Source organism: Pseudomonas sp. FBCC-B545 (genome assembly GCF_059134095.1).
Window position 1 is genome coordinate 6,144,246 of the sequence record NZ_CP101441.1, and the last position, 24,870, is coordinate 6,169,115.

At 59.9% G+C, this 24,870-nt stretch carries 23 protein-coding genes; 17 read left to right on the plus strand and 6 right to left on the minus strand.

The genetic code is table 11. The annotated features are described in order from the left end of the window. Nucleotides 1–104 precede the first annotated feature (104 nt). The 15 genes from scpC to NMB39_RS28210 all read left to right on the plus strand — a co-directional run bounded on the left by scpC (nucleotide 105) and on the right by NMB39_RS28210 (nucleotide 15,978). Complete coding sequence (gene scpC, locus NMB39_RS28140; protein WP_046070298.1) at nucleotides 105–1,598, plus strand: succinyl-CoA:acetate CoA-transferase ScpC; 1,494 nt, start codon at nucleotides 105–107, stop codon at nucleotides 1,596–1,598. 318 nt (nucleotides 1,599–1,916) lie between these two features. Continuing rightward, nucleotides 1,917–2,132 (plus strand): DUF1127 domain-containing protein, encoded by a 216-nt coding sequence (locus tag NMB39_RS28145; RefSeq protein WP_043048367.1) that lies wholly within the window; start codon nucleotides 1,917–1,919, stop codon nucleotides 2,130–2,132. A 329-nt stretch (nucleotides 2,133–2,461) separates the two neighbouring features. Continuing rightward, on the plus strand, nucleotides 2,462–2,782 hold the full coding sequence (locus tag NMB39_RS28150; RefSeq protein ID WP_056847557.1) for a DUF2388 domain-containing protein: 321 nt from the start codon (nucleotides 2,462–2,464) through the stop codon (nucleotides 2,780–2,782). Nucleotides 2,783–2,888: 106 nt separating this feature from the next. After that, nucleotides 2,889–3,197, plus strand: a complete 309-nt coding sequence (locus tag NMB39_RS28155; protein WP_057023168.1) for a DUF2388 domain-containing protein — start codon at nucleotides 2,889–2,891, stop codon at nucleotides 3,195–3,197. Between the two features lie 26 nt (nucleotides 3,198–3,223). Beyond that, nucleotides 3,224–3,544: a DUF2388 domain-containing protein gene (locus NMB39_RS28160; RefSeq protein WP_043048363.1), complete on the plus strand. Its 321-nt coding sequence runs from the start codon at nucleotides 3,224–3,226 to the stop codon at nucleotides 3,542–3,544. After that, on the plus strand, nucleotides 3,541–5,502 hold the full coding sequence (locus NMB39_RS28165; protein ID WP_057023169.1) for a DUF7844 domain-containing protein: 1,962 nt from the start codon (nucleotides 3,541–3,543) through the stop codon (nucleotides 5,500–5,502). Before NMB39_RS28160 ends, NMB39_RS28165 begins: the two co-directional genes overlap by 4 nt. A gap of 369 nt (nucleotides 5,503–5,871) precedes the next feature. Further along, a complete protein-coding gene (locus NMB39_RS28170) occupies nucleotides 5,872–7,179 on the plus strand; it encodes a CitMHS family transporter (RefSeq protein WP_003187405.1) in 1,308 nt (435 codons plus the stop codon). Between the two features lie 68 nt (nucleotides 7,180–7,247). Then, nucleotides 7,248–8,015: a TerC family protein gene (locus tag NMB39_RS28175; protein WP_057023171.1), complete on the plus strand. Its 768-nt coding sequence runs from the start codon at nucleotides 7,248–7,250 to the stop codon at nucleotides 8,013–8,015. Between the two features lie 209 nt (nucleotides 8,016–8,224). Next, nucleotides 8,225–9,883, plus strand: a complete 1,659-nt coding sequence (locus NMB39_RS28180) for a Na/Pi cotransporter family protein (RefSeq protein ID WP_057023172.1) — start codon at nucleotides 8,225–8,227, stop codon at nucleotides 9,881–9,883. 58 nt (nucleotides 9,884–9,941) lie between these two features. Continuing rightward, complete coding sequence (locus NMB39_RS28185; RefSeq protein WP_494339767.1) at nucleotides 9,942–11,327, plus strand: M16 family metallopeptidase; 1,386 nt, start codon at nucleotides 9,942–9,944, stop codon at nucleotides 11,325–11,327. A 68-nt stretch (nucleotides 11,328–11,395) separates the two neighbouring features. Beyond that, nucleotides 11,396–12,427 (plus strand): DUF5924 family protein, encoded by a 1,032-nt coding sequence (locus tag NMB39_RS28190; protein ID WP_043048357.1) that lies wholly within the window; start codon nucleotides 11,396–11,398, stop codon nucleotides 12,425–12,427. 54 nt (nucleotides 12,428–12,481) lie between these two features. Next, complete coding sequence (locus tag NMB39_RS28195; protein WP_124355975.1) at nucleotides 12,482–13,630, plus strand: MlaE family ABC transporter permease; 1,149 nt, start codon at nucleotides 12,482–12,484, stop codon at nucleotides 13,628–13,630. Then, on the plus strand, nucleotides 13,627–14,430 hold the full coding sequence (locus NMB39_RS28200; protein WP_057023175.1) for an ABC transporter ATP-binding protein: 804 nt from the start codon (nucleotides 13,627–13,629) through the stop codon (nucleotides 14,428–14,430). Before NMB39_RS28195 ends, NMB39_RS28200 begins: the two co-directional genes overlap by 4 nt. A gap of 1 nt (nucleotide 14,431) precedes the next feature. Then, nucleotides 14,432–15,370 carry an MlaD family protein gene (locus NMB39_RS28205; protein ID WP_057023176.1) on the plus strand — a complete coding sequence of 313 codons (939 nt, stop codon included), beginning with the start codon at nucleotides 14,432–14,434 and terminating at the stop codon, nucleotides 15,368–15,370. Further along, nucleotides 15,367–15,978: an ABC-type transport auxiliary lipoprotein family protein gene (locus NMB39_RS28210; RefSeq protein WP_464006560.1), complete on the plus strand. Its 612-nt coding sequence runs from the start codon at nucleotides 15,367–15,369 to the stop codon at nucleotides 15,976–15,978. Before NMB39_RS28205 ends, NMB39_RS28210 begins: the two co-directional genes overlap by 4 nt. A 92-nt stretch (nucleotides 15,979–16,070) precedes the next feature. On the opposite strand, the gene NMB39_RS28215 is transcribed toward NMB39_RS28210, so the two are convergent. The 5 genes from NMB39_RS28215 to NMB39_RS28235 form a co-directional block, all read right to left on the minus strand. Then, complete coding sequence (locus NMB39_RS28215; protein ID WP_494339766.1) at nucleotides 16,071–17,300, minus strand: nucleoside recognition domain-containing protein; 1,230 nt, start codon at nucleotides 17,298–17,300, stop codon at nucleotides 16,071–16,073. Nucleotides 17,301–17,398: 98 nt separating this feature from the next. After that, on the minus strand, nucleotides 17,399–18,730 hold the full coding sequence (gene gltP / locus NMB39_RS28220) for a glutamate/aspartate:proton symporter GltP (RefSeq protein WP_057023178.1): 1,332 nt from the start codon (nucleotides 18,728–18,730) through the stop codon (nucleotides 17,399–17,401). A 716-nt stretch (nucleotides 18,731–19,446) separates the two neighbouring features. Continuing rightward, on the minus strand, nucleotides 19,447–19,914 hold the full coding sequence (locus NMB39_RS28225; protein WP_057023179.1) for an inhibitor of vertebrate lysozyme family protein: 468 nt from the start codon (nucleotides 19,912–19,914) through the stop codon (nucleotides 19,447–19,449). A 2-nt stretch (nucleotides 19,915–19,916) separates the two neighbouring features. Further along, entirely contained in the window at nucleotides 19,917–20,081 is a 165-nt protein-coding gene (locus NMB39_RS28230) for a DUF1328 domain-containing protein (protein WP_003187386.1), read from the minus strand. A 78-nt stretch (nucleotides 20,082–20,159) separates the two neighbouring features. Beyond that, nucleotides 20,160–20,444, minus strand: a complete 285-nt coding sequence (locus NMB39_RS28235) for a hypothetical protein (RefSeq protein WP_057023334.1) — start codon at nucleotides 20,442–20,444, stop codon at nucleotides 20,160–20,162. A gap of 390 nt (nucleotides 20,445–20,834) precedes the next feature. Here NMB39_RS28235 and algB point away from each other — a divergent pair, with 390 nt between their 5' ends. Together algB and NMB39_RS28245 are read left to right on the plus strand one after the other, a co-directional pair. Further along, entirely contained in the window at nucleotides 20,835–22,181 is a 1,347-nt protein-coding gene (gene algB, locus NMB39_RS28240; RefSeq protein ID WP_057023180.1) for a sigma-54-dependent response regulator transcription factor AlgB, read from the plus strand. Nucleotides 22,182–22,191: 10 nt separating this feature from the next. After that, nucleotides 22,192–23,979, plus strand: coding sequence for an ATP-binding protein (locus tag NMB39_RS28245; protein ID WP_057023181.1), 1,788 nt, complete (start codon nucleotides 22,192–22,194; stop codon nucleotides 23,977–23,979). A 105-nt stretch (nucleotides 23,980–24,084) separates the two neighbouring features. On the opposite strand, the gene NMB39_RS28250 is transcribed toward NMB39_RS28245, so the two are convergent. Then, on the minus strand, nucleotides 24,085–24,861 hold the full coding sequence (locus NMB39_RS28250; protein ID WP_046070284.1) for an N-acetylmuramoyl-L-alanine amidase: 777 nt from the start codon (nucleotides 24,859–24,861) through the stop codon (nucleotides 24,085–24,087). Between the last annotated feature and the right edge of the window lie 9 nt (nucleotides 24,862–24,870).

Consider the following 24,870-nt stretch of genomic DNA (forward strand, 5'->3'; position numbering starts at 1 on the left):
AAAGGCTCTAAATCGCTACCTGGCATTCGACCATGGTAGCGGGCCGAAACTTTTTGAAATCACTACACTGCCCACCTTGCTTCCGTAGCCTGAGATAACAATTCATGTACCGTGATCGTATCCGCTTGCCTTCGTTGTTGAACAAGGTCATGAGCGCGGCAGAAGCCGCCGCACTGATCGAGGACGGCATGACCGTCGGCATGAGCGGCTTCACCCGCGCCGGTGAAGCCAAGGCCGTCCCCCACGCCCTGGCCGAACGCGCCAAGACTTCGCCCCTGAAAATCACCCTGATGACCGGCGCCAGCCTGGGCAATGACTTGGACAAGCAACTGACCGAAGCCGGCGTGCTGTCGCGACGCATGCCATTCCAGGTCGACAGCACCCTGCGCAAGGCGATCAACGCCGGCGAAGTCATGTTTATCGACCAGCACCTGTCGGAAACCGTCGAGCAGTTGCGCAACAACCAGCTCAAACTGCCGGACATTGCGGTGATTGAAGCCGTCGCGATCACTGAGCAAGGGCACATCGTGCCCACCACCTCCGTAGGCAACTCGGCCAGTTTCGCGATTTTTGCCAAGCAGGTAATTGTCGAGATCAACCTGGCGCACAACCCGAACCTGGAAGGGTTGCATGACATCTATATCCCGACCTACCGGCCAACCCGTACGCCGATCCCGCTGGTGAAGGTCGACGACCGCATTGGCAGCACCGCAATTCCGATCCCGCCGGAGAAGATCGTCGCCATTGTGATCACCAATCAGGCCGACTCCGCCTCTACGGTGACGCCACCTGACAGCGACACCCAAGGCATTGCCAACCATCTGATCAACTTCCTCAAGCAAGAGGTGGACGCCGGGCGCATGACCAACAAGCTCGGTCCGCTGCAGGCGGGGATCGGCAACATTGCCAACGCAGTAATGTGTGGCTTGATCGACTCGCCGTTTGAAGACCTGACCATGTACTCGGAAGTGCTGCAGGACTCCACGTTCGACCTGATCGACGCCGGCAAGCTGAGCTTCGCCTCCGGCAGCTCGATCACCTTGTCGGAGCGACGCAACGCCGACGTGTTCGGCAACCTGGAGCATTACAAGGACAAACTGGTGCTGCGCCCGCAGGAAATCTCCAATCACCCTGAAGTGGTGCGGCGGCTGGGCATCATCGGCATCAACACCGCGCTGGAGTTCGACATCTACGGCAACGTCAATTCCACCCACGTGTGCGGCACGCGGATGATGAACGGCATTGGCGGCTCCGGTGACTTCGCGCGCAATGCGCACCTGGCGATCTTCGTCACAAAATCGATTGCCAAGGGCGGCGCGATTTCCAGCGTGGTACCGATGGTCAGTCATGTGGACCACACCGAGCATGACGTGGACATTCTCGTCACCGAAGTGGGCCTTGCCGATCTGCGCGGCCTGGCACCACGGGAGCGCGCACGAGTGATCATCGACAACTGCGTGCATCCGGCCTACCGCGACGCGCTCAATACCTACTTTGAGGCCGCGTGTGCCATCGGCGGGCACACGCCGCACATCCTGCGTGAAGCCCTCAGTTGGCACATCAACCTTGAAGAAACCGGACATATGCTCAAGGGCTGATCGATACAGATCCGGGCTGATGCAAATACAGTTTCATCAGCTCGAAGATCCAATGGGCATTTTAGTAAAAAACTGTACTTCTGTACTGGTCAAATCCTACTGAAATATCCCACTACTTCCTTCGAAAACACCTATTTCGCACCGTTAAGGTGCAGATAGGTACAGTTGCCCCATTTTCGTACCGTACAGCCTGATTAAACAGTTAACTGGCCTCTCACAATACAGGTGAACTGTATCTAGAGAGTCTTGCGCCGGAGGAGGATCATTGGCATCAGTTAAACCACTACCTAATCCCGCCACAAGCGGAAGGATGTCATCATGGAACGTACACTCAGTTCCGAACTGTTCTTCGAAGATAAAGCTGTAAACACCAACGCTTCCCTGCCTTTGCGCGTTCTCGCCAACCTGATGTTGTGGCAGCGCCGCATCTCCAGCCGCCACCAATTGGCTCGCCTGGATTCGCGCCTGCTGGCTGACGCCGGTATCAGCGAAGCTCAACGCTACGAAGAGCTGAGCAAGCCGTTCTGGCGCTAATAGGCGCCCGCTGGCCCTGACCCGCCGGGTCCACCGCCAGCACCCAGATTTATCAAAACAAAGCCCGCCCCGGGTAACCGGAGGCGGGCTACGTTGTTTCTGCGATAGGGGCTTGAAGCCGCGAGATTTCTGCTTACCGGTACAGATTTATGAATGCAACAAATGACAGGTACAGTTAATTGCATGCTTCCGAATAGACAATCGCGAGACTAATATCCACTCACCACGTGGCGAACCTTGTAGAGCGTGCGTCTGATGCTCAACAGTCCCAGTCCGTTTCGCAGTGGCCGCTTCGCGCCACCTTATTATTCGTCTACAGGAGTTTCCCCATGTCCCGTCTTCGCCTGTTATGCACTGCTGCTGTGTTGACCCTGGCTGCCAATGCCCATGCGAGCAGCTTTATCATGACCACCGACTCGATCGTCGGCGCGCTGAAAGCCACTTCCGACGCAACCTCAGATGCCACCTCCTCCCTGCGCGATAACAAAGTGGTACAGGCCGCACGTGACGACGCGGCCAGCTTTGTCGCCAGTGAAGGCGCCATCCGAGGCGTGAAGCTGGAAAGTGCCCTGGCCCACATCCGCCAACAAGCGCCGCAACTGAACACCGCAACCGATGCACAGTTGGCACAGGCCATTCTGGCGATCTGATACACGGCAACCAGAAGGGAGCGCCAGCCGCTCCCGGATGCCTGCGCGCTGGCTCTCGCCCGGGCATTGCGCTAGCCTTGGCGCTCGCTTTCAGTTGTCGAGTCCCATGGCTTTTTCATACCGTCTGTTTGTTGTCTCTATATTGTTTTCCGCCTGCTGGTCACCCCTGGCTTCGGCCCTTGATGTGTCCACCCAGAGCACTGTTGTCAGCGTGTACGCCACCAGCAAGGTGACCTCTGCACCGTTCGACAACAAGTTGGTCGTGGCCGCCCAGGATGATGCTGCCGCTTTCATTGCCACTGATGGCCAATGGCGGGGCGTACGCCTGGAGTCCGCACTGGATTATCTGCGCCGCACCCAACCAAAACTTCATGCAAGCGACCTTGAACTGGCGCAAGCAATTCTCGTCCAATAATCATCTTTGTATTTGGAGTCACCGCAATGCGTAGCCCGTTGATCGTCGCCGCCCTCGGCCTGCTGTTTTTGGCCGATGTCGCCCAGGCGCAAACCTTGAAGGCCACCAGTAACATCGTCGTGCGTGCTTCGGCGCGTACCATTGATTTCACCTCGGACACCACCACTTCCATCCGCGATTCCAAAATCGTGCGTGAAGCCCACGATGATGCCGCCAGTTTCGTCGCCACAAATGGCGAGATTCGCGGCGCGCAACTCGAAGCTGCCTTCGACACCCTGCGCACCCGCGTACCGCAAGCCCGTGATGCCAGTGACCAGACCCTCGCCGAAGCTATTCTCGCTCTGTGAGGCGCGTCAAAGCCTGGCTCCTGGCCGGGGCTGTGCTGCTGTGTGCAAGTACAGCCCAGGCCAGCCTGCAACTGCGGCTCAAGACCGATGGCTTGAGCCCGGCTGAACAGCAGGCCAGCCAGGCATTGCTCGATGATGCGATGCGCGCCTTGCCGCCACGCTTCATCGAGCAGCTGGATCGCCGCATCGATGTCGGCTGGACCGACAAGATGCCAGCAAACGCTTACGGCCAAGCCTCTCTTGTGTCCGAACTGGACTTGAACCAAAACCTGCTCGCCAGCCTGACCGACGGCAGCGCCGCCACCCAGAAAACCAATCGCCCCCACGGCAGCGTGCGCCGGGAAATGCTAGCCACCGTGCTGCATGAACTGACTCACATCTATGACCGTGCGCGCCTGTGGCCCAAAGATGAACGCGCCCTGATCCAACGCTGCAGCCGCCAGAACAACATCACCGGCTTGATCGGTTTGCCCGACCAATGCCGTGGCCAGAACGACCGTCGCTTTACCCTAAGTGACGATCCGCGCCTGCTGGACCTCGCCGGCTGGCCGCAATACGTCGGCCGCCGCGGCGAACGCGAACAGCACAATAATCAGGTGGTGCGCAGCCCGGATATCTACGAAACCACCAGCCCGTTGGAGTTCGTGGCGGTCAACATGGAGTATTTCCTCCTCGACCCCAGCTACGCCTGCCGACGCCCCGCGCTTTTCCACTATTACAAGGAGCATTTCGGCTGGGCACCGCCCGTGCAGGACACCTGTGCCACGACCTATCCGTTCCTGAACGCCGGCAACGATTTCGCCAAGACGCCCCTGGGCCAGATTGACCCGGAACGGGTGTATGAAATCGATTACCTGCTCGCCGAGGCCAACCAGAATCTGGTCAGCCGCTGGGGCCATAGCATGCTGCGCCTGGTGATTTGCGCCCCAGGTCGCCCGCGTGGCCCGGATTGTCGGCTGGACCTGGACCGACACCTGGTGTTGTCCTACCGCGCCTTCGTCGGTGACGTACAGTTGTCGAGCTGGGACGGCCTGGTGGGCAAGTACCCATCACGACTGTTCGTACTGCCGCTGGCCCAGGTCATCGACGAATACACCAAGACCGAACTGCGTGGCCTAGCGTCGGTGCCGCTGAAGCTCAACCGCAAGGAAATCAACGACACCGTCGAACATGCCGCTGAAATGCACTGGAGCTATGACGGCAACTACTTCTTCATCTCCAACAACTGTGCGGTGGAGAGCCTGAAACTGTTGCGCAGTGGCAGTGCCAACCCGCAATTGACCGGCCTGGACAACATCACCCCCAACGGTTTGCTCGAAGTCCTCAGCGCGCGCGGCCTGGCCGACACCAGCGTGTTGAATGACAAACGCGAGGCGCTGCGCCTGGGGTATCACTTCGACTCGTTCCGCGAGCGTTACCAGGCCATGTTCGATGTGCTGCGCAAGCGCCTGCCGATCAAGCAGACCCAGGTCGAAGACTGGTTGGCCCTGGATGCGCAAGCGCGTCGCCAGTGGTTCAGCCAGGCCGACCTGCGCACCAGCGCCGCGCTGTTGCTGCTGGAGCAGGCCAGCTATCGCAGGCAGCTGATGCTCGCCCAGGATGAAGTCAAGCAGCGCTACCTCAATGCCCGCGAGCTGAAAAACGGCGGCATGGAGAAAGCCAACAACACGCTGCAACAGATCCTCGCCAACAGTGGCTTCCTCAGTCGTCCGGCCGAGTTGCTGGACAGCGGCGGCTATGGCCTGCCGCAGCCTTCGGAAGCCAAGCGCCTGGAATCGGAAAGCGCGGAGCGCCAGAAGCAACTGCAATCGTTGACCGGCGAGCTGGATAAGGAGGTGAGGGCGCTGCTCGATCCGTCCCGCGCTGCCGAGATTGCCGCCAGTGAAGCCAACCTCAAGCAACTGGGCGAGCATCTGCGTGCGCTGCATAAAGCGGCCGGTGGCCTGGAACTGCCGTAAGAGCTCAGCTAATCAAGTGATCCAAATGTGGGAGGGGGCTTGCCCCCGATAGCAGGGGTTCAGTCAATATTTTCGCTGACTGATACACCGCTATCGGGGGCAAGCCCCCTCCCACATTTTTATCTGCATAAGTCTCATGACCGTGTGTCCCGTCTTTTCCCGGCGAAAGCTGGCTGAAAGCTTCCCCGTCTAGGATCGCCCTCACTGCCGGCAACAGACCGGCTGTTAACAACAACAATGGTGATTCCCGATGTCCGCTCGTACCCGCCTGTTCGCTGCAACTCCACCCGTACGCCTCGTGCCTTTCGTTCTGCGCTGACCCTCACCCGGTTTGCCATTCCCTAGCCGCGCTACGCCTGGAGTATCCCTATGCTGACTTTCCTTGGCTTTGCCATGGTCATCACGTTCATGTTCCTGATCATGACCAAGCGCCTGTCCGCGCTGATCGCCCTGATCATCGTGCCCATCCTGTTCGCGTTGTTCGGCGGTTTCGCGCCGAAGATCGGCCCGATGATGCTCGAAGGCATCACCAAGCTCGCGCCGACCGGCGTGATGCTGATGTTCGCCATCCTCTACTTTGCCTTGATGATCGACTCCGGCCTGTTCGACCCAGCCGTGCGCAAGATCCTCAAGATGGTCAAGGGCGACCCGCTGAAGGTCTCGGTCGGCACTGCCGTGCTGGCCCTGGTGGTATCCCTGGACGGTGACGGCGCCACTACCTACATGATCTGCGTCGCCGCCATGCTGCCGCTTTACCAACGCATCGGCATGAGCCCACGAATCATGGCGGGCCTGATCATTCTCGCCGGTGGCGTGATGAACATGACCCCTTGGGGTGGCCCGACGGCCCGCGCCGCCAGTGCGTTGCATGTGGACCCCTCGGACATCTTCGTGCCGATGATCCCGGCCATGGCCGCCGGCGTCGTGGCGATCCTGGTGATTGCCTATATGTACGGCAAGCGCGAGCGTGCGCGCCTGGGTGAACTGCACCTGCAAGGCGACGAGATCGACCACAGCGAAATCAGCGTGTCGCAGTTCCCTGACGCTCGCCGCCCGAAGTTGATCTGGTTCAACGGCGCCCTGACCCTGGCGCTGATGTGCACCCTGATCGCCGGCCTGTTGCCGCTGCCAGTGCTGTTCATGGTGGCGTTCAGTATCGCGATGATCGTCAACTACCCGTGCCTGCAACAGCAGAAAGACCGCGTCGCGGCCCACGCCGGCAGCGTGTTGGCGGTGGTGGGGCTGATCTTCGCCGCGGGCATTTTCACTGGCATCCTGTCGGGCACCGGCATGGTCGACGCCATGTCCAAGAGCCTGCTGGCGGTCATCCCCGAGGCCATGGGCCCGTACCTGGCGGTGATCACCGCGCTGGTAAGCATGCCGTTCACCTTCTTCATGTCCAACGATGCGTTCTACTACGGCGTGCTGCCGGTACTGGCCGAAGCCGCCAGCCACTACGGCATCACCGCCGTGGAAATGGCCCGCGCATCGATCGTTGGGCAACCGGTACACTTGCTCAGCCCGCTGGTACCCTCCACTTACCTGCTGGTGGCCCTGGCCGGTATCGAGTTCGGTGATCATCAGCGCTTCACCCTCAAGTGGGCAGTGCTGGTGTGCCTGTGCATAATGTTCGCTGCATTGCTGATGGGGATTTTTCCGCTGTTCAGCACTCTATAATCGTACCGGCTCACTCACCGCGCGGCGCTGCAGCTGGCGCGGTATAACATTTGCTCAAAGGAATACACATGGAATGGCTGACCAATCCGGAAATCTGGATTGCCTTCTTCACCCTGACGGCCCTCGAGATCGTCCTGGGCATCGATAACATCATCATGATTTCGATCCTGGTCAGCCGCATGCCCAAGCATATGCAGGCGCGCACCCGGATCTTCGGCCTGGCGCTGGCCATGGTCACGCGCATCCTGTTGCTTCTGTCGATCACCTGGGTCATGCAACTGACCGCGGACCTGTTCGTGGTGCTTGGCCAGGGCATTTCCGGCCGTGACCTGATCCTGTTCTTCGGCGGCCTGTTCCTGCTGTGGAAAAGCTCCCAGGAGATGTACCACGCCCTGGAAGGCGAAGATGAAACCCACGACGAGCCCAAGGGCGCCGGTGGCAAGTTCATCTACACCATCATCCAGATCGCGATCATCGACATCGTTTTTTCTCTGGACTCGGTGATCACCGCCGTCGGCATGGTTTCCCATGTGCCGGTAATGGTGGCTGCAATCGTCGTGGCCGTACTGGTGATGATGCTGGCCGCCGGCACCATCAGCGAGTTCATCGACAAGCACCCGTCGCTGAAAATGCTGGCGCTGTCGTTCCTGCTGGTGGTGGGTACTGTACTGATCGCCGAATCCTTCGACGTACATGTGCCAAAAGGCTACGTCTACTTCGCCATGGCATTCTCGCTGGCGGTAGAAGCGGTGAACATCAAGATGCGCACCGCCATCGCTAAAAAGAAGAAACAGCAGGATCCAGTGAAACTGCGCAAGGACATTCCGGGTCAATAATCCTGACCCGCTGCTGAATGGCCCGTTTGTTCGTTCCCACGCTCCGCGTGGGAACGATCTTCATGACAGTTTTGTTTCAATCCCCACTTTAGCTATGCGATGCTGGCGCAGAGCCCATCCGCCAACTACAGCTTAAGTACAAGACGTAGAACGGCACGCGGCAACTTTCCTTCGCTCCTGCTGGAGCGCACCCACACGGGGGGCCGAGCATGCTGACCTTGCTCAATCTGCTTTCCGCCGTGACCCTGCTTATCTGGGGCACGCATATCGTCCGTACCGGCATCCTGCGGGTCTACGGGTCCAATTTGCGCCAAGTCATCGGGCAGAACATGTCCAAGCGCTGGCTGGCCTTTGTCGCCGGTATCCTGGTGACAGCCATGGTGCAAAGCAGTAACGCTACCGCGATGCTGGTGACGTCCTTTGTCGGCCAAGGGCTGATGAGCCTCACGCCGGCCTTGGCCACCATGCTTGGCGCCGACGTCGGTACTGCGTTGATGGCCCGGGTGCTGACTTTCGACTTGTCCTGGCTGTCGCCGCTGCTGATCTTCCTCGGGGTGATTTTCTTCCTGTCGCGCAAACAGACGCGCGCCGGGCAGTTGGGCCGGGTCGGAATCGGCTTGGGACTGATCATCCTCGCGCTGCAATTGATCGTCGAAGCCGCCGGGCCGATTACCCATGCCCAGGGTGTCAAAGTCATCTTCGCCTCGCTGACCGGCGATATCTTGCTGGACGCCCTGGTCGGCGCGCTGTTCGCCATGATTTCCTATTCCAGCCTTGCCGCTGTATTGCTCACGGCAACCCTGGCGGGCGCCGGCGTGATCGGGCTGCATGTGGCTATCGGCCTGGTGATCGGCGCCAACATCGGCAGCGGCGTGCTGGCCTTTCTCAGCACCAGCATGCAAAACACTGCCGGGCGCCAAGTGGCCCTGGGCAGCCTGTTGTACAAATTGATTGGTCTGTTGCTGATCATTCCCGTGCTTGACCCACTCGTCCTCTGGATGGACGGCCTGGATTACAGCGCCCAAGGCATGGTCATCACCTTCCACCTGCTCTACAACGTCACGCGCTGCTTGATTCTGCTGCCCACCATTGGCCCTATGGCGCGGCTGTGTGCCTGGCTGCTGCCCGAGCGCGAAGAAACCAATGGCAAGGCCAAACCACGCCACCTTGACCTGGCCGCGCTCACCACGCCGAGCCTGGCCCTGGCCAACGCCGCGCGAGAAACCCTGCGCCTGGGCGACCTGATCGACAATATGCTCACTTCGATGCAAGAGGTCCTGCGCGGCAATCAAACCGCAATCACCCAAGAGATGCGCAGCCTCAGCGATGACGTCGAAGCGCTCTACAGCGCGATCAAACTTTATTTGGCGCAAATGCCCCGGGAAGACCTGAGCGAACAAGACAACCGCCGCTGGGCAGAAATCATCGAGCTGTCGATCAACCTGAAACTGGCCGGTGACCTGATCGAGCGCATGCTGCGTAAGGTCCAGCAGCAGAAAACCTCGCAGCGCCGGCAATTTTCCGAAGTGGGCCTGGAAGAACTCAGTGGCCTGCACAGCCAGTTGATTGCCAACCTGCGCCTGGGTCTCTCGGTGTTCCTCAGCGGTGACCCGGAAAGCGCCCGTCAGTTACTGCGTGAAAAACGCCGCTTTCGCGCCCAAGAGCGTCGCCTGGCCCACGCCCACGTCAGCCGCCTGCAACGCAAGATCGTGCAGAGCCTGGAGACCAGCTCACTGCATCTGGAGCTGATTGCCGACATGAAACGCTTGAATTCGTTGTTTTGTAGCAGCGCTTATGTAGTGTTGGAAACATCCGACACTGGCGCACTCTCCGCCGAAGATATTGCCGACATCACCCATTCACCCTGAACGTACGACGGCGAGTGAAGTCAGTTAACAATGGACCTCATTCGCCAGGAAGCTCGTTATGCGTCGCCTGTTACTCGCCTGCCTGCTCCTGGGCTCGGCACATACTTTTGCCTTTGACCGCCTGCAAGTCGAAGGCTATACCTTGCCCAACGGCCTGCAACTGCTGCTCAAGCCGGGCACCGAACGCGGGCACGTAGCGATTCGCCTGGTGGTGGGCGTGGGCCTGGATGACTTCGGCTGCGAAGACAAGGAACTGCCGCACCTGCTCGAACACTTGCTGTTCAGCGGTATCGACGGTGGCGGAGAAGGCGACCTCGAAGACCGCATGCAAGCCCTGGGCGGCGAGTGGAACGCCTACACCAGCAACGCCGACACCACTTTCGTGATCGAGGCCCCTGCGCAAAACCAACGCAAGGTACTGGACCTGTTACTGGCCATCCTCACCCGCACGCAACTGACCGACGCCAATATCGATGCGGCCAAGCGGGTGGTCGAACGTGAAGACGGGGGCCATTACTCCCATTTGCAACGCCTGCTGGACCGCCAGGACCTCGGCCACAACGCCAGCAACCAACTGGCCGTCGAGCTGGGCCTCAAATGCGCCGAACGCGCCGAGGCCAATCACCTGACCCGCGATCAGCTGGAAGCGGTGCGCAAGAACTGGTACGCGCCGAACAACATGACCCTGATCATCGTCGGTGACCTCGACAAACTGCTGCCCGCCTATCTGGAACGCACCTACGGCCAACTCGACCCGGTGGAGCCCAGCGAACATCGGCCGCTCCCGGAAATCCGGCACACTGCCGCCAGCCACCGCGACCTGATCCACGGCTGGGTCGGCGATGGCGCCAAGCTGCACTGGCTGTTCCCCGAGCCGGTACTGGATGACCAGCATGACGAAACCTACGACCTGCTCAAGGATTACCTGGACTGGGCGCTGTACCGGCAACTGCGCCTCAAGCACGGCTTGTCCTACGGCCCCTGGACTGAACGTGAAGTGCTCGGCGGGGTCGGCTTCATGAGCCTGAACGCCGACCTCGAACGGGAAAATCTCCCTGAGGCCGAACAGGTGCTGCAAGACCTCAAGGCACAACTGCTCCAGGACGGGCTGGACCCAACAGCATTTGCCCGCCTGCAACATGCGGCCATTGCCCGCCAGGCCTGGGCTGTACAGGGCAACAGCGCGCTGGCGGACTATTATTGGAGTGCCTCCGGCGACTACGCCGATGGTCATTTCAGCGACCCAGTCAAACGCATCAAGGCCGTGAGCCTGGCGCAAACCAACCAGGCCATGCGCGAGGTCTTCAAGCAGCCGGGTTATTGGCGCATCGAAAAGCCGCTATTGAGCTATGACGCCCTGACCTGGAGCGGCGCGGGCATACTGGGTCTGATCGCCATAACGTTGATTGGCGTTCGGCGTTATCGCCAACGGATCGTGGAATGAGGCACCGGACTCAGGGCTAAGACGTTATTCTGTCTGGGATTTTTCATATAAAGACTGCGAACCGCCGAATGCCAAACCTGACCCACTTAATCCAGCGCATCCTCGAACTGATGAAGCGCTACCCAGGGGTGATCGCACTCGGCGGTTTCATCTCGGGCGTGGGCAGCTTTATCCTGGTGGACCGCCAGCAGGGCATGGCTAGCTGGATCGCAGTCATCATGCTGGTGAGCTGGCTGTGGCTGATGCTGGAAAACAGCTTCACGCAGCTGTTCACCAAGCTCTTCAAGCGCGAAATCCCTGAACCACTGTTGCGCTACGCCACCCAGATGATCCACCAGGAAAGTCTGTTTTTCGTACTGCCGTTTTTCTTCATCACCACAGCCTGGAACAGCGGCCAATCGGTGTTTACCGGCCTGCTCGGCGCGGCCGCGCTGGTGTCGATCATCGACCCGCTGTACTACAAGTGGCTGGCGCCCAAGCGTTCGCTGTTCCTCGCGCTGCATACCCTGACCTTATTCGCCGCACTGTTGACCGCGTTGCCGATCATCCTGCACCTGACCACTGCCGAGAGCTACAAACTGGCGCTGGGCGTGGCGATGGCCCTGTCGATTCCCAGCCTGGCCGTCAGCCTGCCGCTGCGCAGTCTCAAAGGCTGGGCGATGCTGCTGGGCGTCACGGCCGCCATCGGCTGCGCCGGCTGGTTCCTGCGCAGCTGGGTGCCGCCCGCCACCCTGTGGATGACCGAAGTGGCGATCAGCACCCAGCTGCAAGACCGCACACCCGGCGATCACCTCAAGGAAGTCACTGCCGCCCAGTTGCGCAGTGGTGGGCTGTACGCCTACACCGCGATCAACGCACCGCGCGGGCTGGATGAGCGGATCTACCATGTGTGGAAATTCAACGGCCAGGAAGTCGACCGTATTGCCCTGGATATCCATGGCGGTCGCAAGGAGGGCTACCGCGCCTGGACCCACAAGCAGAATTTCCCGGGTGACTCAGCAGGGCGCTGGCAGGTTCAGGTGCTGACCGAAGACGGGCAAGTCATCGGTGTATTGCGCTTCAAGGTGATAGACACAGCACAAGCGGACAACCCAAAGTAGGCGAGTGTGTGCTATTACGTAGCCATTGTGGATAGCCAAACAAGCTCGGAGCTTATGACCACTCGCACGACGGCCGGCGCGGCCCACCTTGATACGTCCATCACTCCACCTTTGCTCCGGATTACCGGCGACTGGACGCTTGCTCACTACGCCAACCTGAAGAAGCTGTCGGACACGCTCGACGGCCAATACGACGCTGGCGCCCGCATCGACCTCAACGGCCTCGGCGCATTGGATACCGCCGGCGCCTCGCTGCTGGTGGAGCTGCTGGGGCCGGAGCGTATCGAACACTCCGCCGAGCAGACCGATTGCAGTCTGCCAGCCGCAGACCGTGCATTGCTCAAGACGGTCTACCGCTCCCTGAATGATTTCTGCGTGCCGACCAAAGAGCCGGAAGAGGCTGTCGGCATCCAAGTGCTGGCGCGCATTGGCCGTGCCGTGGACACCGTCTGGCAAGACGCGATGAAGCTGCTGGGCTTTATCGGCCTGATCCTTGAAACTTTCGCCCGTGGCATCTTGCGGCCCAAGCGCTGGCGCCTGACGCCGATGGTCGCGCATATCGAACAGACCGGCCTCGACGCAGCGCCTATCGTCGCCTTGCTGACCTTCCTGGTTGGCGCGGTGGTGGCATTTCTCGGCGCCACGGTGCTCAAGAGCTTCGGCGCGACGATTTTTACCGTGGACTTGGTAGCGTTCTCCTTCCTGCGGGAGTTCGGCGTATTGCTCACTGCAATCCTGATTGCTGGCCGTACCGCCAGTGCGTTCACCGCACAAATCGGCTCAATGAAGGCCAACGAAGAAATCGACGCCATCCGTACCTTGGGCCTGGACCCCATGGAGCTGTTGGTATTGCCGCGGGTCTTGGCGCTACTGGTGGCGCTGCCGATGCTGACCTTCCTGGCGATGCTCTCGGGGATCGTCGGCGGTGGCGTGGTGTGTGCGGTGGCCCTGGATATTTCACCGGCGATGTTCCTCTCGCTGTTGCAATCGGACATTGGCGTGCAGCACTTTCTGGTAGGCATGGTGAAGGCGCCGATCTTCGCCTTCCTGATCGCGGCCATTGGCTGCCTGGAAGGCTTCAAGGTCAGCGGCAGTGCCGAATCGGTCGGCGCGCACACTACTTCCAGCGTGGTGCAATCGATCTTTGTGGTGATCGTGCTGGATGCGGTCGCCGCGATGTTCTTCATGGAGATGGGCTGGTGAGTCGTCTACACCGGGCGCCCGCTGAGGCGGTGATTGAAGTGCGCGGCTTGTGCAACCGCTTTGGCAGCCAGAGCGTGCACGAGAACCTCGACTTGGATTTGTACAAGGGTGAAATCCTGGCGGTGGTCGGCGGCTCCGGCAGCGGCAAGTCCGTGCTGTTGCGCAGCATCGTCGGCCTGCGGCGCCCTAGTGAAGGTGAAGTGCGGGTGTTCGGCAAGAACCTGCCGAGCCTGCCTGAGCATGAACGCTCGCTGGTGGAACGGCGCTTTGGCGTGCTGTTCCAGAAGGGTGCGCTGTTTTCCTCGCTGACTGTCACCGAGAACGTCGCCCTGCCCTTGATTGAACACGCCGGCCTCAGCCGCGCCGACGCCGAGCACTTGGCGGCGGTCAAGCTGGCGCTGGCCGGGTTGCCACTGTCGGCGGCCGACAAATACCCGGCCTCATTGTCCGGCGGCATGATCAAGCGCGCGGCCCTGGCCCGTGCGCTGGCATTGGACCCGGACATCCTGTTCCTCGATGAACCCACCGCTGGCCTCGATCCGATTGGCGCCGCGCAGTTCGACCAACTGATCCTGACCCTGCGCGACGCGTTGGGCTTGAGTGTGTTCCTGGTCACCCATGACTTGGACACGCTGTACACCATCACCGACCGCGTGGCGGTGTTGGCGCAGAAGAAAGTGCTGGTGGCCGACGCCATCGATGTCGTCTCGGAAACCGACGACGCCTGGATTCACGAATATTTCCATGGCCCCCGGGGCCGCGCGGCATTGGATGCCGCTCAATCGCTCAACGAGGTATGACATGGAAACCCGAGCCCATCATGTGATGATCGGACTGTTCAGCGTAATAGTGGTGGTCGGCGCGATGCTGTTTGGACTGTGGCTGGCCAAGTCCAGCGTCGACAGCGCCTTCCAGGATTACGAAGTGATCTTCAACGAGGCGGTCAGCGGCCTGTCTCAGGGCAGTGCGGTGCAGTACAGCGGGATCAAGGTGGGCGACGTCACCAGCCTGCGCCTGGACCCCAAAGACCCGCGCCGCGTCCTGGCGCGCATCCGCCTGGCCGGGCAGACGCCGATCAAGGAAGACACCCAGGCCAAGCTGGCGCTGACCGGGATCACCGGCACCTCGATCATCCAGCTCAGCGGCGGCACCCCGCAGAGCCCGGAGCTCAAGAGCAAGAACGGCAACCTGCCGGAAATCATCGCGTCGCCATCGCCCATCGCGCGCCTGCTCAATAACAGCAACGACCTGATGACCAGCGTCAACCTGCTGCTACACAACGCTAACCACATGTTTTCCCGGGAAAACGTCGAACGCCTGAGCAACACCCTGGATAACCTGCAACAAACCACCGGGGCCATCGCAGAGCAACGTGGCGATATCAAGGTGGTGATGCAGCAACTGATGCAGGTGAGCAAACAGGCCGGTGCCGCCCTCGAGCAAACTACCGTGCTGATGCGCAGCGCCAATGGCCTGCTCAACGAGCAAGGCAAGCAGGCCTTTGGCAGCGCCGAGCAGGCGATGAAATCCCTGGAGCAAAGCACCGCCACCATCAACAGCTTGCTGAGCAACAACCAGGATTCAGTGAACAGCGGCATGCAGGGCCTTAACGAACTGGCGCCGGCGGTGCGCGAGCTGCGTGAAACCCTTGGCTCGTTGCGCGCCATCTCCCGTCGCCTGGAAGCCAACCCCAGCGGTTACCTGCTGGGCAGTGACAAGAACAAGGAGTTCACGCCGTGAAGCGTGTTTACCCAATGATCGCCCCTATCGTCCTGACCCTGGTCAGTGGATGTTCGATCCTGCCCAAGCCGGATCCATCAGACGTGTACCGCCTGGTGTCCACGCAGCCAACCACCCAAGGCACACCGATCAGTTGGTCGCTGCGCGTAGCCAAACCCCAGACCAGCGAATTCCTCGACAGCCCACGCATTGCCGTGGTGCCCGACGGCAACCTGATCAGCAGCTATGCAAACTCACGCTGGAGCGACCCGGCGCCGGTGCTCTTACGCAACCGCCTGCTGGACGGCTTCCAACGCGATGGGCGAGTGACGTTGTTGAGTACCGACGAGACCAACCTGCAAGCCGATTATGAGCTGGGCGGGCAGTTGCAGGCATTTCAGAGTGAGTACAGTGGCAAAGTGGTAGACGTCGTGATTCGCCTCGACGCACGGTTGGTGCGCGGCAGTGACCAGCGGATTATCGCCAGCCGGCGGTTTGAAGTAAGGCAGCCGGTGGGTGACACCAAGGTGCCCGCGGTGGTGGCAGCCTTTGGTAAGGCGGGGGATCAGTTGAATGGGCAGGTGGTGAATTGGGTGGTGCAGCAGGGCAAGGCTGCCTCAAAACGCTGACGGCCTCATCGGGGGCAAGCCCCCTCCCACATTTTGAATGCATTCGCAGATCAAGTGTGGGAGGGGGCTTGCCCCCGATAGCAATCTAAGGCTTAACCGAAGAACCAGTAGCACACCGCAATAGCCGCCACGACACCGGCAAACTCCGCCAGCAACGCACAGCCCACCGCATGTCGAGCGCGCTGGATACCCACCGAGCCAAAGTACACTGCCAACACATAGAAGGTGGTCTCAGTACTGCCCTGAATCGTCGCCGCCACCAACGCCGGGAAGCTATCCACCCCTTGGGTCTGCATGGTCTCGATCAGCATCGCCCGCGCCGCACTGCCGGAGAACGGCTTGACCATCGCCGTTGGCAGCGCGTCGACAAAACGCGTATCCATGCCGGTCCAGGCCACCACATGGCGAATCCCTTCCAGGCCGAAGTCCAAGGCTCCCGAGGCACGCAATACGCCAACCGCACACAGCATCGCAACCAGATAGGGCAACAGGTTCTTGGCAACGTCGAAGCCCTCCTTGGCACCTTCGACAAAGGCCTCGTACACCTTGACCTTGCGCAGGGCGCCGATCACCAGGAACAGCATGATCAAGCCAAACAATGTGAGGTTGCCCAGGATCGACGACAAACCGGCCAGCGCCGTGGCAGACAGGGTCGCCAGCAGCGCCATGAAGCCGCCCAGTATCAATGCTCCGGGGATCAGGTAGGCCAGCACCACCGGGTCCCACAGCCGCAGGCGCTGCATCACCGCCACCGACAGCAGGCCCACCAGGGTCGACGCGCTGGTGGCCAGCAGGATCGGCAGGAACACCAGGGTCGGGTCTGCGGCGCCTTGCTGGGCGCGGTACATGAAGATGGTCACCGGTAACAGCGTCAGCGAGGACGCGTTTAGCACCAGGAACAGGATCTGTGCGTTGCTCGCCGTGTTGGGGATAGGGTTGAGTTCCTGCAGCGTCTTCATGGCCTTCAAGCCGATGGGCGTGGCGGCGTTGTCCAGGCCCAGGCCATTGGCAGCGAAGTTGAGGGTGATCAAGCCGATGGCGGGGTGGCCGGCGGGCACCTCCGGCATCAGGCGGCGAAACAGCGGACCAAGGGCCTTGGCCAGCCAGTCGACGATCCCGGCTTTCTCGGCGATGCGCAAAAAGCCCAGCCACAAGGTCAGGGTGCCGAACAGCAGCACCATGACTTCCACCGACAATTTGGCCATGGCGAAAATGCTTTCCACCATCGCTGCGAAAATCCCGGCGTTACCGCCCACCAGCCATTGCGCCAGTGCTGACACCATTGCCACGACAAAGAAGCCAAGCCACAGGCCATTGAGCATCAGTTAAATCCCCCGAAAGATGGGGCGAATGATAACGGGGCTGGCAGAAACGACAAACCCCGGAATTATCCGGGGTTTGTGTCAGCGCAATCGAGCGTTCAGCCGCGAGTGACCTCGCCGGCCGGCAGCGCTTCCTTGCTGCGCCAGTGCGGCAGGGAATTCCAGTAGCGCTCGCCCTTGGCATCGTCGTACATGCCTTCCCAGCGGGAGATAACCAGTACGGCCAAGGCATTACCGATCACGTTCAGTGCAGTACGCGCCATGTCCATCACACGGTCGACACCGGCGATGAACGCCAAGCCTTCCAGCGGGATGCCCACACTGCCCAAGGTGGCCAGCAATACCACGAAGGACACACCCGGCACGCCAGCGATACCTTTGGAGGTCACCATCAGGGTCAGGACCAGCATCAGTTGCTGGCCGATCGACAGGTCGATGCCATACAGCTGTGCGATAAAGATCGCGGCGATGCTCTGGTACAGGGTCGAACCGTCGAGGTTGAACGAGTAACCGGTCGGCACCACGAAGCTGCAGATCGCCTTCGGCGCGCCGTAGGCTTCCATCTTCTCGATCACACGTGGCAGCACGGTTTCGGAACTGGCGGTGGAGTACGCCAGCACCAGCTCGTCCTTGAAGATGCGCATCACTTTCAGGATCGAGAAGCCAAACAGGCGAGCGATCAAGCCCAGTACCGCAAAGGCAAAGAACAGGATGGCCACGTAAACCAGGATCACCAGCTTGGCCAGCGGCAGCAATGAGGCAAAGCCGAAGTTGGCGACGGTCACCGCGATCAGGGCAAAGACGCCGATAGGGGCGTACTTCATGATCATGTGGGTAACTTTGAACATGCTCTCGGAAACGCCCTGGAACATGGTCACCAGGGGTTCGCGCAGCTCAGGCTTGAGGCTCGACAAGCCCAGGCCGAACAGCACGGAGAAGAAGATGATCGGCAGCATCTCGCCACGGGCAACCGCTGCAAAGATATTCGATGGGATCAGGTTGAGGATGGTTTCGATGAACGCGTGTTCATGCTGTACCTCGGCGGCGGTCGCCTGGTACTTGGAAATATCGACGGTACCCAGGGTACTCATATCGATGCCGGCGCCCGGGTGGAACAGGTTGGCCAGCAACAGGCCGACCACGATGGCGATGGTGGTGACCACTTCGAAGTAAAGGATGGTTTTGACGCCGATACGTCCCAGCTTTTTCGCATCGCCTACACCGGCAATGCCGACGATCAGCGAGGAAATCACAATCGGGATCACGATCATCTTGATCAGGCGGATAAAGATATCGCCTGCCGGCTGCAACACATTGCTGATCCACCAGGCCTTTTCAGCACTGAAATGGTTGAGCACTGCACCGATTGCGATCCCCAGTACCAAACCGATGAGGATCTGCCAGGCGAGGCTTAGCTTTGCCTTCTTCATGTCATTACCCTTACTTCAAGTGGACTTAAGGCGAATGCGCCAGCTGGAACGCCCGAAAGCGAAAAAGTGTGAGCATCAGCCTCCATGGAAGGTCACCGCAGCGTGGCCGAAATGGCTTACTGGCAGGCGAAAAAAGGCGCAACTATTCCCATGCAAGGGGGCGACGTCTAATGCCGTAAACGCCTACCCTATGCCGAATCGGCATGGCTTTTTTTGAAAATAATTGTCCGAACGGTCAGTTCGAATGCGCCATTCAGGCGGGTGAATATGCCGTGAAGCTGCCAAATCAGGCTCGCTCAGCGAAGCAGGACGAGATGACGTGATTGGCAGAAATGCGTGAGAAATCCACCACCTAGCACCAGAAAAGTCCTATGGCGAGGTCGAAAATTTCTAGATAGATGGTCACGCCGACATACCCAGTAATGGTTGGCGTAAGGCAAAAACTGAAATGACGGCTATGAAAGGCATAAAGCGCGGGGATGAGAGTCATAAGCCCGCCGCAAGTTCAGCAAGCTTGAGGGCTTGTGAACTTGCGTCGCAGCTTTTCGCCTGACCCGGCCCTTGCGCAGGCACTCCCTGTGCCCGTAGGTCGCGCCGATCTCGGTTGATCAGAGCAACCCGGCCCCCTGGTCATGCATCACTCTTGGCGAGCGACGCAGACAGAAAGAAGCGTAGGAGCTTCTTTCCATGGATGCAGGCTCCGCCTCAGACGGAACCTAGTACCAATTCGGATCTTTCTTCAGTTGTTCCATCAACAGCTTTTGCATGCCTTCATCCGGCTTACCGAGGAAGCGGTAATCGGCATGCCGTGTCGGGGACTTATCGGCCGGCAGACCGGCAGGGACTTCCACCAACATCGCGTAGGCGTCTTCCTTGTCGAAACTGAAGGCCACGATGAGGCGCTTGTTCAAGCAGGTATCCGCAGTTTCGCAAAGCGGCCCCACCAGATACTTGTCGCCGTCCTCTTCAACAGCATTCATTTGTTCGGCCGTACCCGACAGGTTCATCACCCATTCCGGCAGGCGCTGTTCTTTCTTCACCACGTCTTGCCAAGTCTCACGGTACTGCGGGTCCGCGCTGAGCAATTCGTTAGCCCGGGACTGACCGTCATTGGCAGCCATCGCCAGGCTGCTGCCGCCCAAGAGCAGGGCGGCAGCAATGGCTTTAAAAGGCAGAGTGGTCATATTCAGCCTCGGCCTTTACGACCAAAGAAGAACGAAGCGATAAACATCACCAGGAAGACGACAAAGAGAATCTTGGCGATACCCGTGGCGGTGCCCGCGATACCACCAAAGCCCAAGACTGCAGCCACAATGGCGATGATCAGAAATGTGATTGCCCAACTCAACATGGTGATTCTCCTTATGCTTCTATAGAGGTAACAGCGGTAGTGCCGTACAGCCGCTCAATTCAAGCGACCTTGTCTTGCCTAGAACACCCAGCGCTCTTGGGTCGGCAGTTCGTCCAGGGTGGAATCCTGATCGACCAGGCTCAATTGCGGGGCAGTTACATTAGCGCTGGCGCTGCCAATGGAACGGAAATGGGTCTGGGTCATGGCCGGACGTTCAAATTGCGGAGCTGGCTGCGCACGCTCTTGCCAATGCTGCATCTGCTGGCCGGCAATCAGCGTGACCATCAATGCCAGACTGGCAAACAGGCCCTGCTGCACACGAAGCGGGGATACACGCAATTGGCTGAGGCTTTGGCGAGTCATGCTGCTTTTCTCCCGCATTCTGATTATTCGTTCATGACACTCTTGGGAGAGGTATTGCAGAGTGCATGCCAGCTTTATTGCAAAATAAAACTCAATAAAATCAAATAGTTAAATACTCCACATAGATCTATTGCCTCGCATCCTGCACGATGCCCCTGCGTTGCCCGTGCGAAATGCACGATGGCCAATGGTCGGGTCGAGGGATCTAACCCACCCCCCTCGTTGCCGAAGTGGCAGGAAGGCATGAAAACGCCATCAGCCGGATCCTGTGCAGGCCGCGTGCAGATACCTACACGGACAGTCTTTTATGAATCAGAATAAACCATGCAACTTGCCCGATTATTCCGGGACTAAACATCATCACATTTATAGTTAAGGAGCGCGGGACAGATGGGATCAGCCAAGGAACTTCAAGGCCGCATTCTTTTAGTGGATGACGAATCCGCGATCCTGCGCACCTTCCGTTATTGCCTGGAAGACGAGGGCTACACCGTAGCCACCGCCAACAGCGCCGCCCAGGCGGACACGCTGATGCAGCGCCAAGTGTTCGACCTGTGTTTCCTCGATTTGCGCCTTGGCGAGGACAACGGCCTGGATGTACTAGCCCAGATGCGTATCCAGGCACCGTGGATGCGTGTGGTAATTGTCACTGCTCATTCCGCCGTGGATACCGCCGTAGACGCGATTCAGGCCGGTGCCGCCGACTATTTGGTCAAGCCCTGCAGCCCGGACCAATTGCGCCTGGCCACCGCCAAGCAACTGGAAGTGCGCCAGCTCTCCGCACGACTGGAAGTCCTGGAAGGCGCCGTGCGTCAGTCCAAGGATGGCCTTGACTCCCATAGTCCGTCGATGATGGTGGTACTGGAAACGGCGCGCCAAGTGGCAGGCACTGATGCAAACATCTTGATCCTCGGTGAGTCCGGCACCGGTAAAGGGGAGCTGGCCCGGGCCATCCATGGCTGGAGCAAACGCTCGAAAAAATCCTGCGTGACCATCAACTGCCCATCGCTGACCGCCGAACTGATGGAGAGCGAGCTGTTCGGCCACAGCCGCGGCGCGTTCACCGGTGCCAGTGAAAGCACGCTGGGCCGGGTCAACCAGGCGGACGGCGGCACGCTGTTTCTCGACGAGATCGGCGACTTTCCGCTCACGTTGCAGCCAAAGTTGCTGCGTTTCATTCAAGATAAAGAGTATGAGCGTGTGGGCGACCCCGTTACCCGTCGCGCCGATGTACGTATCCTTGCAGCCACCAACCTGAACCTGGAAGACATGGTGCGCGATGGCCGCTTCCGTGAAGACTTGCTTTACCGCCTCAACGTCATCACCTTGCACCTGCCGCCGTTGCGCGAACGCAGTGAAGACATCCTGGCACTGGCCGACCGCTTCCTGGCACGCTTCGTCAAAGAATACGCCCGTCCCGCTCGCGGCTTCAGTGATGACGCTCGAGAAGCGCTGCTCAACTATCGCTGGCCCGGCAATATCCGCGAGCTGCGTAACGTGGTGGAACGCGCCAGCATCATCTGCCCGCAGGAGAAGGTCGAGATCAGCCACTTGGGAATGGCCGAACAACCGACCAACAATGCGCCGCGTATCGGCGCCGCACTGAGCCTGGACGAATTGGAAAAAGCCCACATCGGCGCGGTACTCGCGACCAGTGACACCTTGGACCAAGCAGCCCGTACCCTCGGCATCGATGCGTCGACCCTGTACCGCAAACGCAAACAGTACAACCTGTGAGCAGGACTTTATGAAGCTCGCGATGAAACTGCGCACTCGGTTATTCCTGAGTATCTCAGCGCTGATCACCGTGGCCTTGCTGGGGTTGATCCTGGGCTTGGTCAGCGTCATGCAAATGGCCAAGACCCAGGAATCACTGATCCGCAGCAACTTCATCACTCTGGACCTGGGGCTCAAGTTGCGCCAGAGCCTGGGCGACCAACTGATCATGATGCTGGAGAAACGACCCGACCCCGAGGCCCTGCAAGCCTCCAAGCGCCACTATTTCGAGCTGCTGGACGAAGGCGTCGCCCATGAGCAGCTCGATGGAAGAAGCTATGGTTTCAGCCAGGCACGGACCGATTACCAGAACCTGCTCGAGGCGTTTGACCAATCTCAACAAGCCTCACCACCTGCAGGCAGCAAGGAAAAGCTGACTGCAACCTTCAACGTGTTGCGCAACGGTCTGATCGCCGATCACAAGCGGGCGTTGGAAAACATCAGCACCAGCGAGCATAAATCCCGTGAGCGGGCGTTATTGATCGCCAGCCTCCTGGGACTGGTGGGGCTTGCGGTGCTGATCATCGGCTTCGTCACGGCCCATGGCATCGCACGGCGTTTCGGTGGCCCCATCGAGGCGCTCGCCAAGGCCGCCGACAAGATCGGTCAGGGCGATTTCGAGGTTACGCTGCCTATCTCTTCGGCGGCGGAAATGAATCAGTTGACCCGCCGTTTCGGCATCATGGCCGAAGCATTGCGCCAACATCAGGCCACCAATGTTGATGAGTTGCTGGCCGGTCAGCAGCGCCTGCAAGCGGTACTCGACAGTATCGATGACGGCTTGCTGATGATTGATCGCCAAGGCCGCCTTGAGCACCTCAACCCCGTCGCACAGCGCCAACTGGGCTGGGATGAGGAACGACTCGGACAAGGCCTGGGGGAAGCCCTGGGCCGTGCGGAAATGGATGAACAACTGCAACTGGTGCTGCGCGGCGGTAATCTGGAGCGTGCGCCGGACGACCTGGAGGTGGAAGTCGAGGGCGAGCTGCGTCTGCTGACCTACAGCCTGACGCCGGTCAGCCATACACAGGGGCATATTCTCGGCGCGGTGATGGTGCTGCATGACGTCACCGAACAACGCGCCTTCGAGCGGGTGCGCAGCGAGTTCGTGCTGCGCGCCTCCCATGAGCTGCGCACGCCGGTGACCGGCATGCACATGGCCTTCGGCCTGTTTCGCGAACGGGCCAAATTCCCGGCGGATTCCCGCGAAGCGGACCTGCTGGATACGGTCAATGAAGAAATGCAGCGCCTGATGCAGCTGATCAACGACCTGCTCAATTTCTCGCGCTACCAGAACGGCCTGCAAAAACTCACCCTTGGGGCCTGCGATGTGACCGACCTGCTGGAGCACGCGCGGGCCCGGTTCGTCGAGCCTGCCAACGCGCAGAGCATTGAGTTGCTGGTGGAAACCCAGCCAGACTTACCGCGCCTGTATGCCGACCAGGTGCAACTGGAGCGTGTGCTCGACAATCTGCTGGGCAACGCCCTGCGCCATACCGCCGAAGGCGGGCAGATTCGCCTGCAGGCGCGACGTCATGGCGAGCGGGTGATTATCAGCGTTGAAGATAACGGCGAAGGCATTGCCTATGGCCAGCAAGGACGTATCTTCGAGCCTTTTGTGCAGGTCGGCCGCAAGAAAGGCGGGGCGGGCCTGGGGTTGGCACTGTGCAAGGAGATCGTGCAACTGCACGGCGGCCGCATGGGTGTGTATTCACGGCCGGGGCAGGGCACGCAGTTCTATATGGCGCTGCCGTTGTAGGAGCGAGCTTGCTCGCGAAAAACGCATGAACGACGCGAGCCGCCTGACAGCACAACGTTATCGTTGAGGTTCTTCGCGAGCAAGCTCGCTTCTAGATGTACACAATCAGCGCTGGTTCAGGGCCCGCAGGATCGCAGCGCTTTCAGCATCCGGGGTGCCGTCGAACAGTGATGGACGAAAGCGCATCTGGAACGCTGCGATCACATGGCGCGTGGCTACATCCAGCTCCCCGGTCTGCGGCGTCTGGTAGCCCAGGCGAGCCAATTCTTCCTGGAACCAGGTAATGCTTGGCAGCTGTGCGGCGTACTGCACCTGGAATCGGGCCACCGCCTGGGCATCCGGCCAGACAGCGAGGCCTTCCGCGGCCAAGCGCTTCCAAGGGAACAACGGGCCCGGGTCCAGCTTGCGCAGCGGGGCAATATCGCTATGCCCAATGATGTTCTTGGGGTCAATGCCATTACGCTTGCTGATGTCCTTGAGCAGCACGATCAGTGACTTTACCTGCGCTTCGGAATACGGGTACCACACACGGCCCGTCGGCGTATCGCTGAACCCTGGGTTGACGATCTCAATGCCGATGGAGCTGGAGTTGAGCCAGGTGCGCCCCATCCACTCACTTTCACCGGCATGCCAGGCGCGCTGGCTTTCATCCACCAGCTTGTAGATGGTGCCTGAGGCGTCGTCGCCGATCAGGTAATGGCTGCTGACCTGTCCATGGGTCAACAACGCCAGGGAGCGTTCAAGGTTGGCGGAGGTGTAATGCACGACAACGAACTGTATGCGGTTGTCGTGGTTCACCGAAGGATGGCTGGTGTTCAGGCGCGGGCCGCTGGCGCAGCCGGTGAGCAGCAGAAACGCAAAAGCGATATACAAAGATTTCATGGCAGAAGC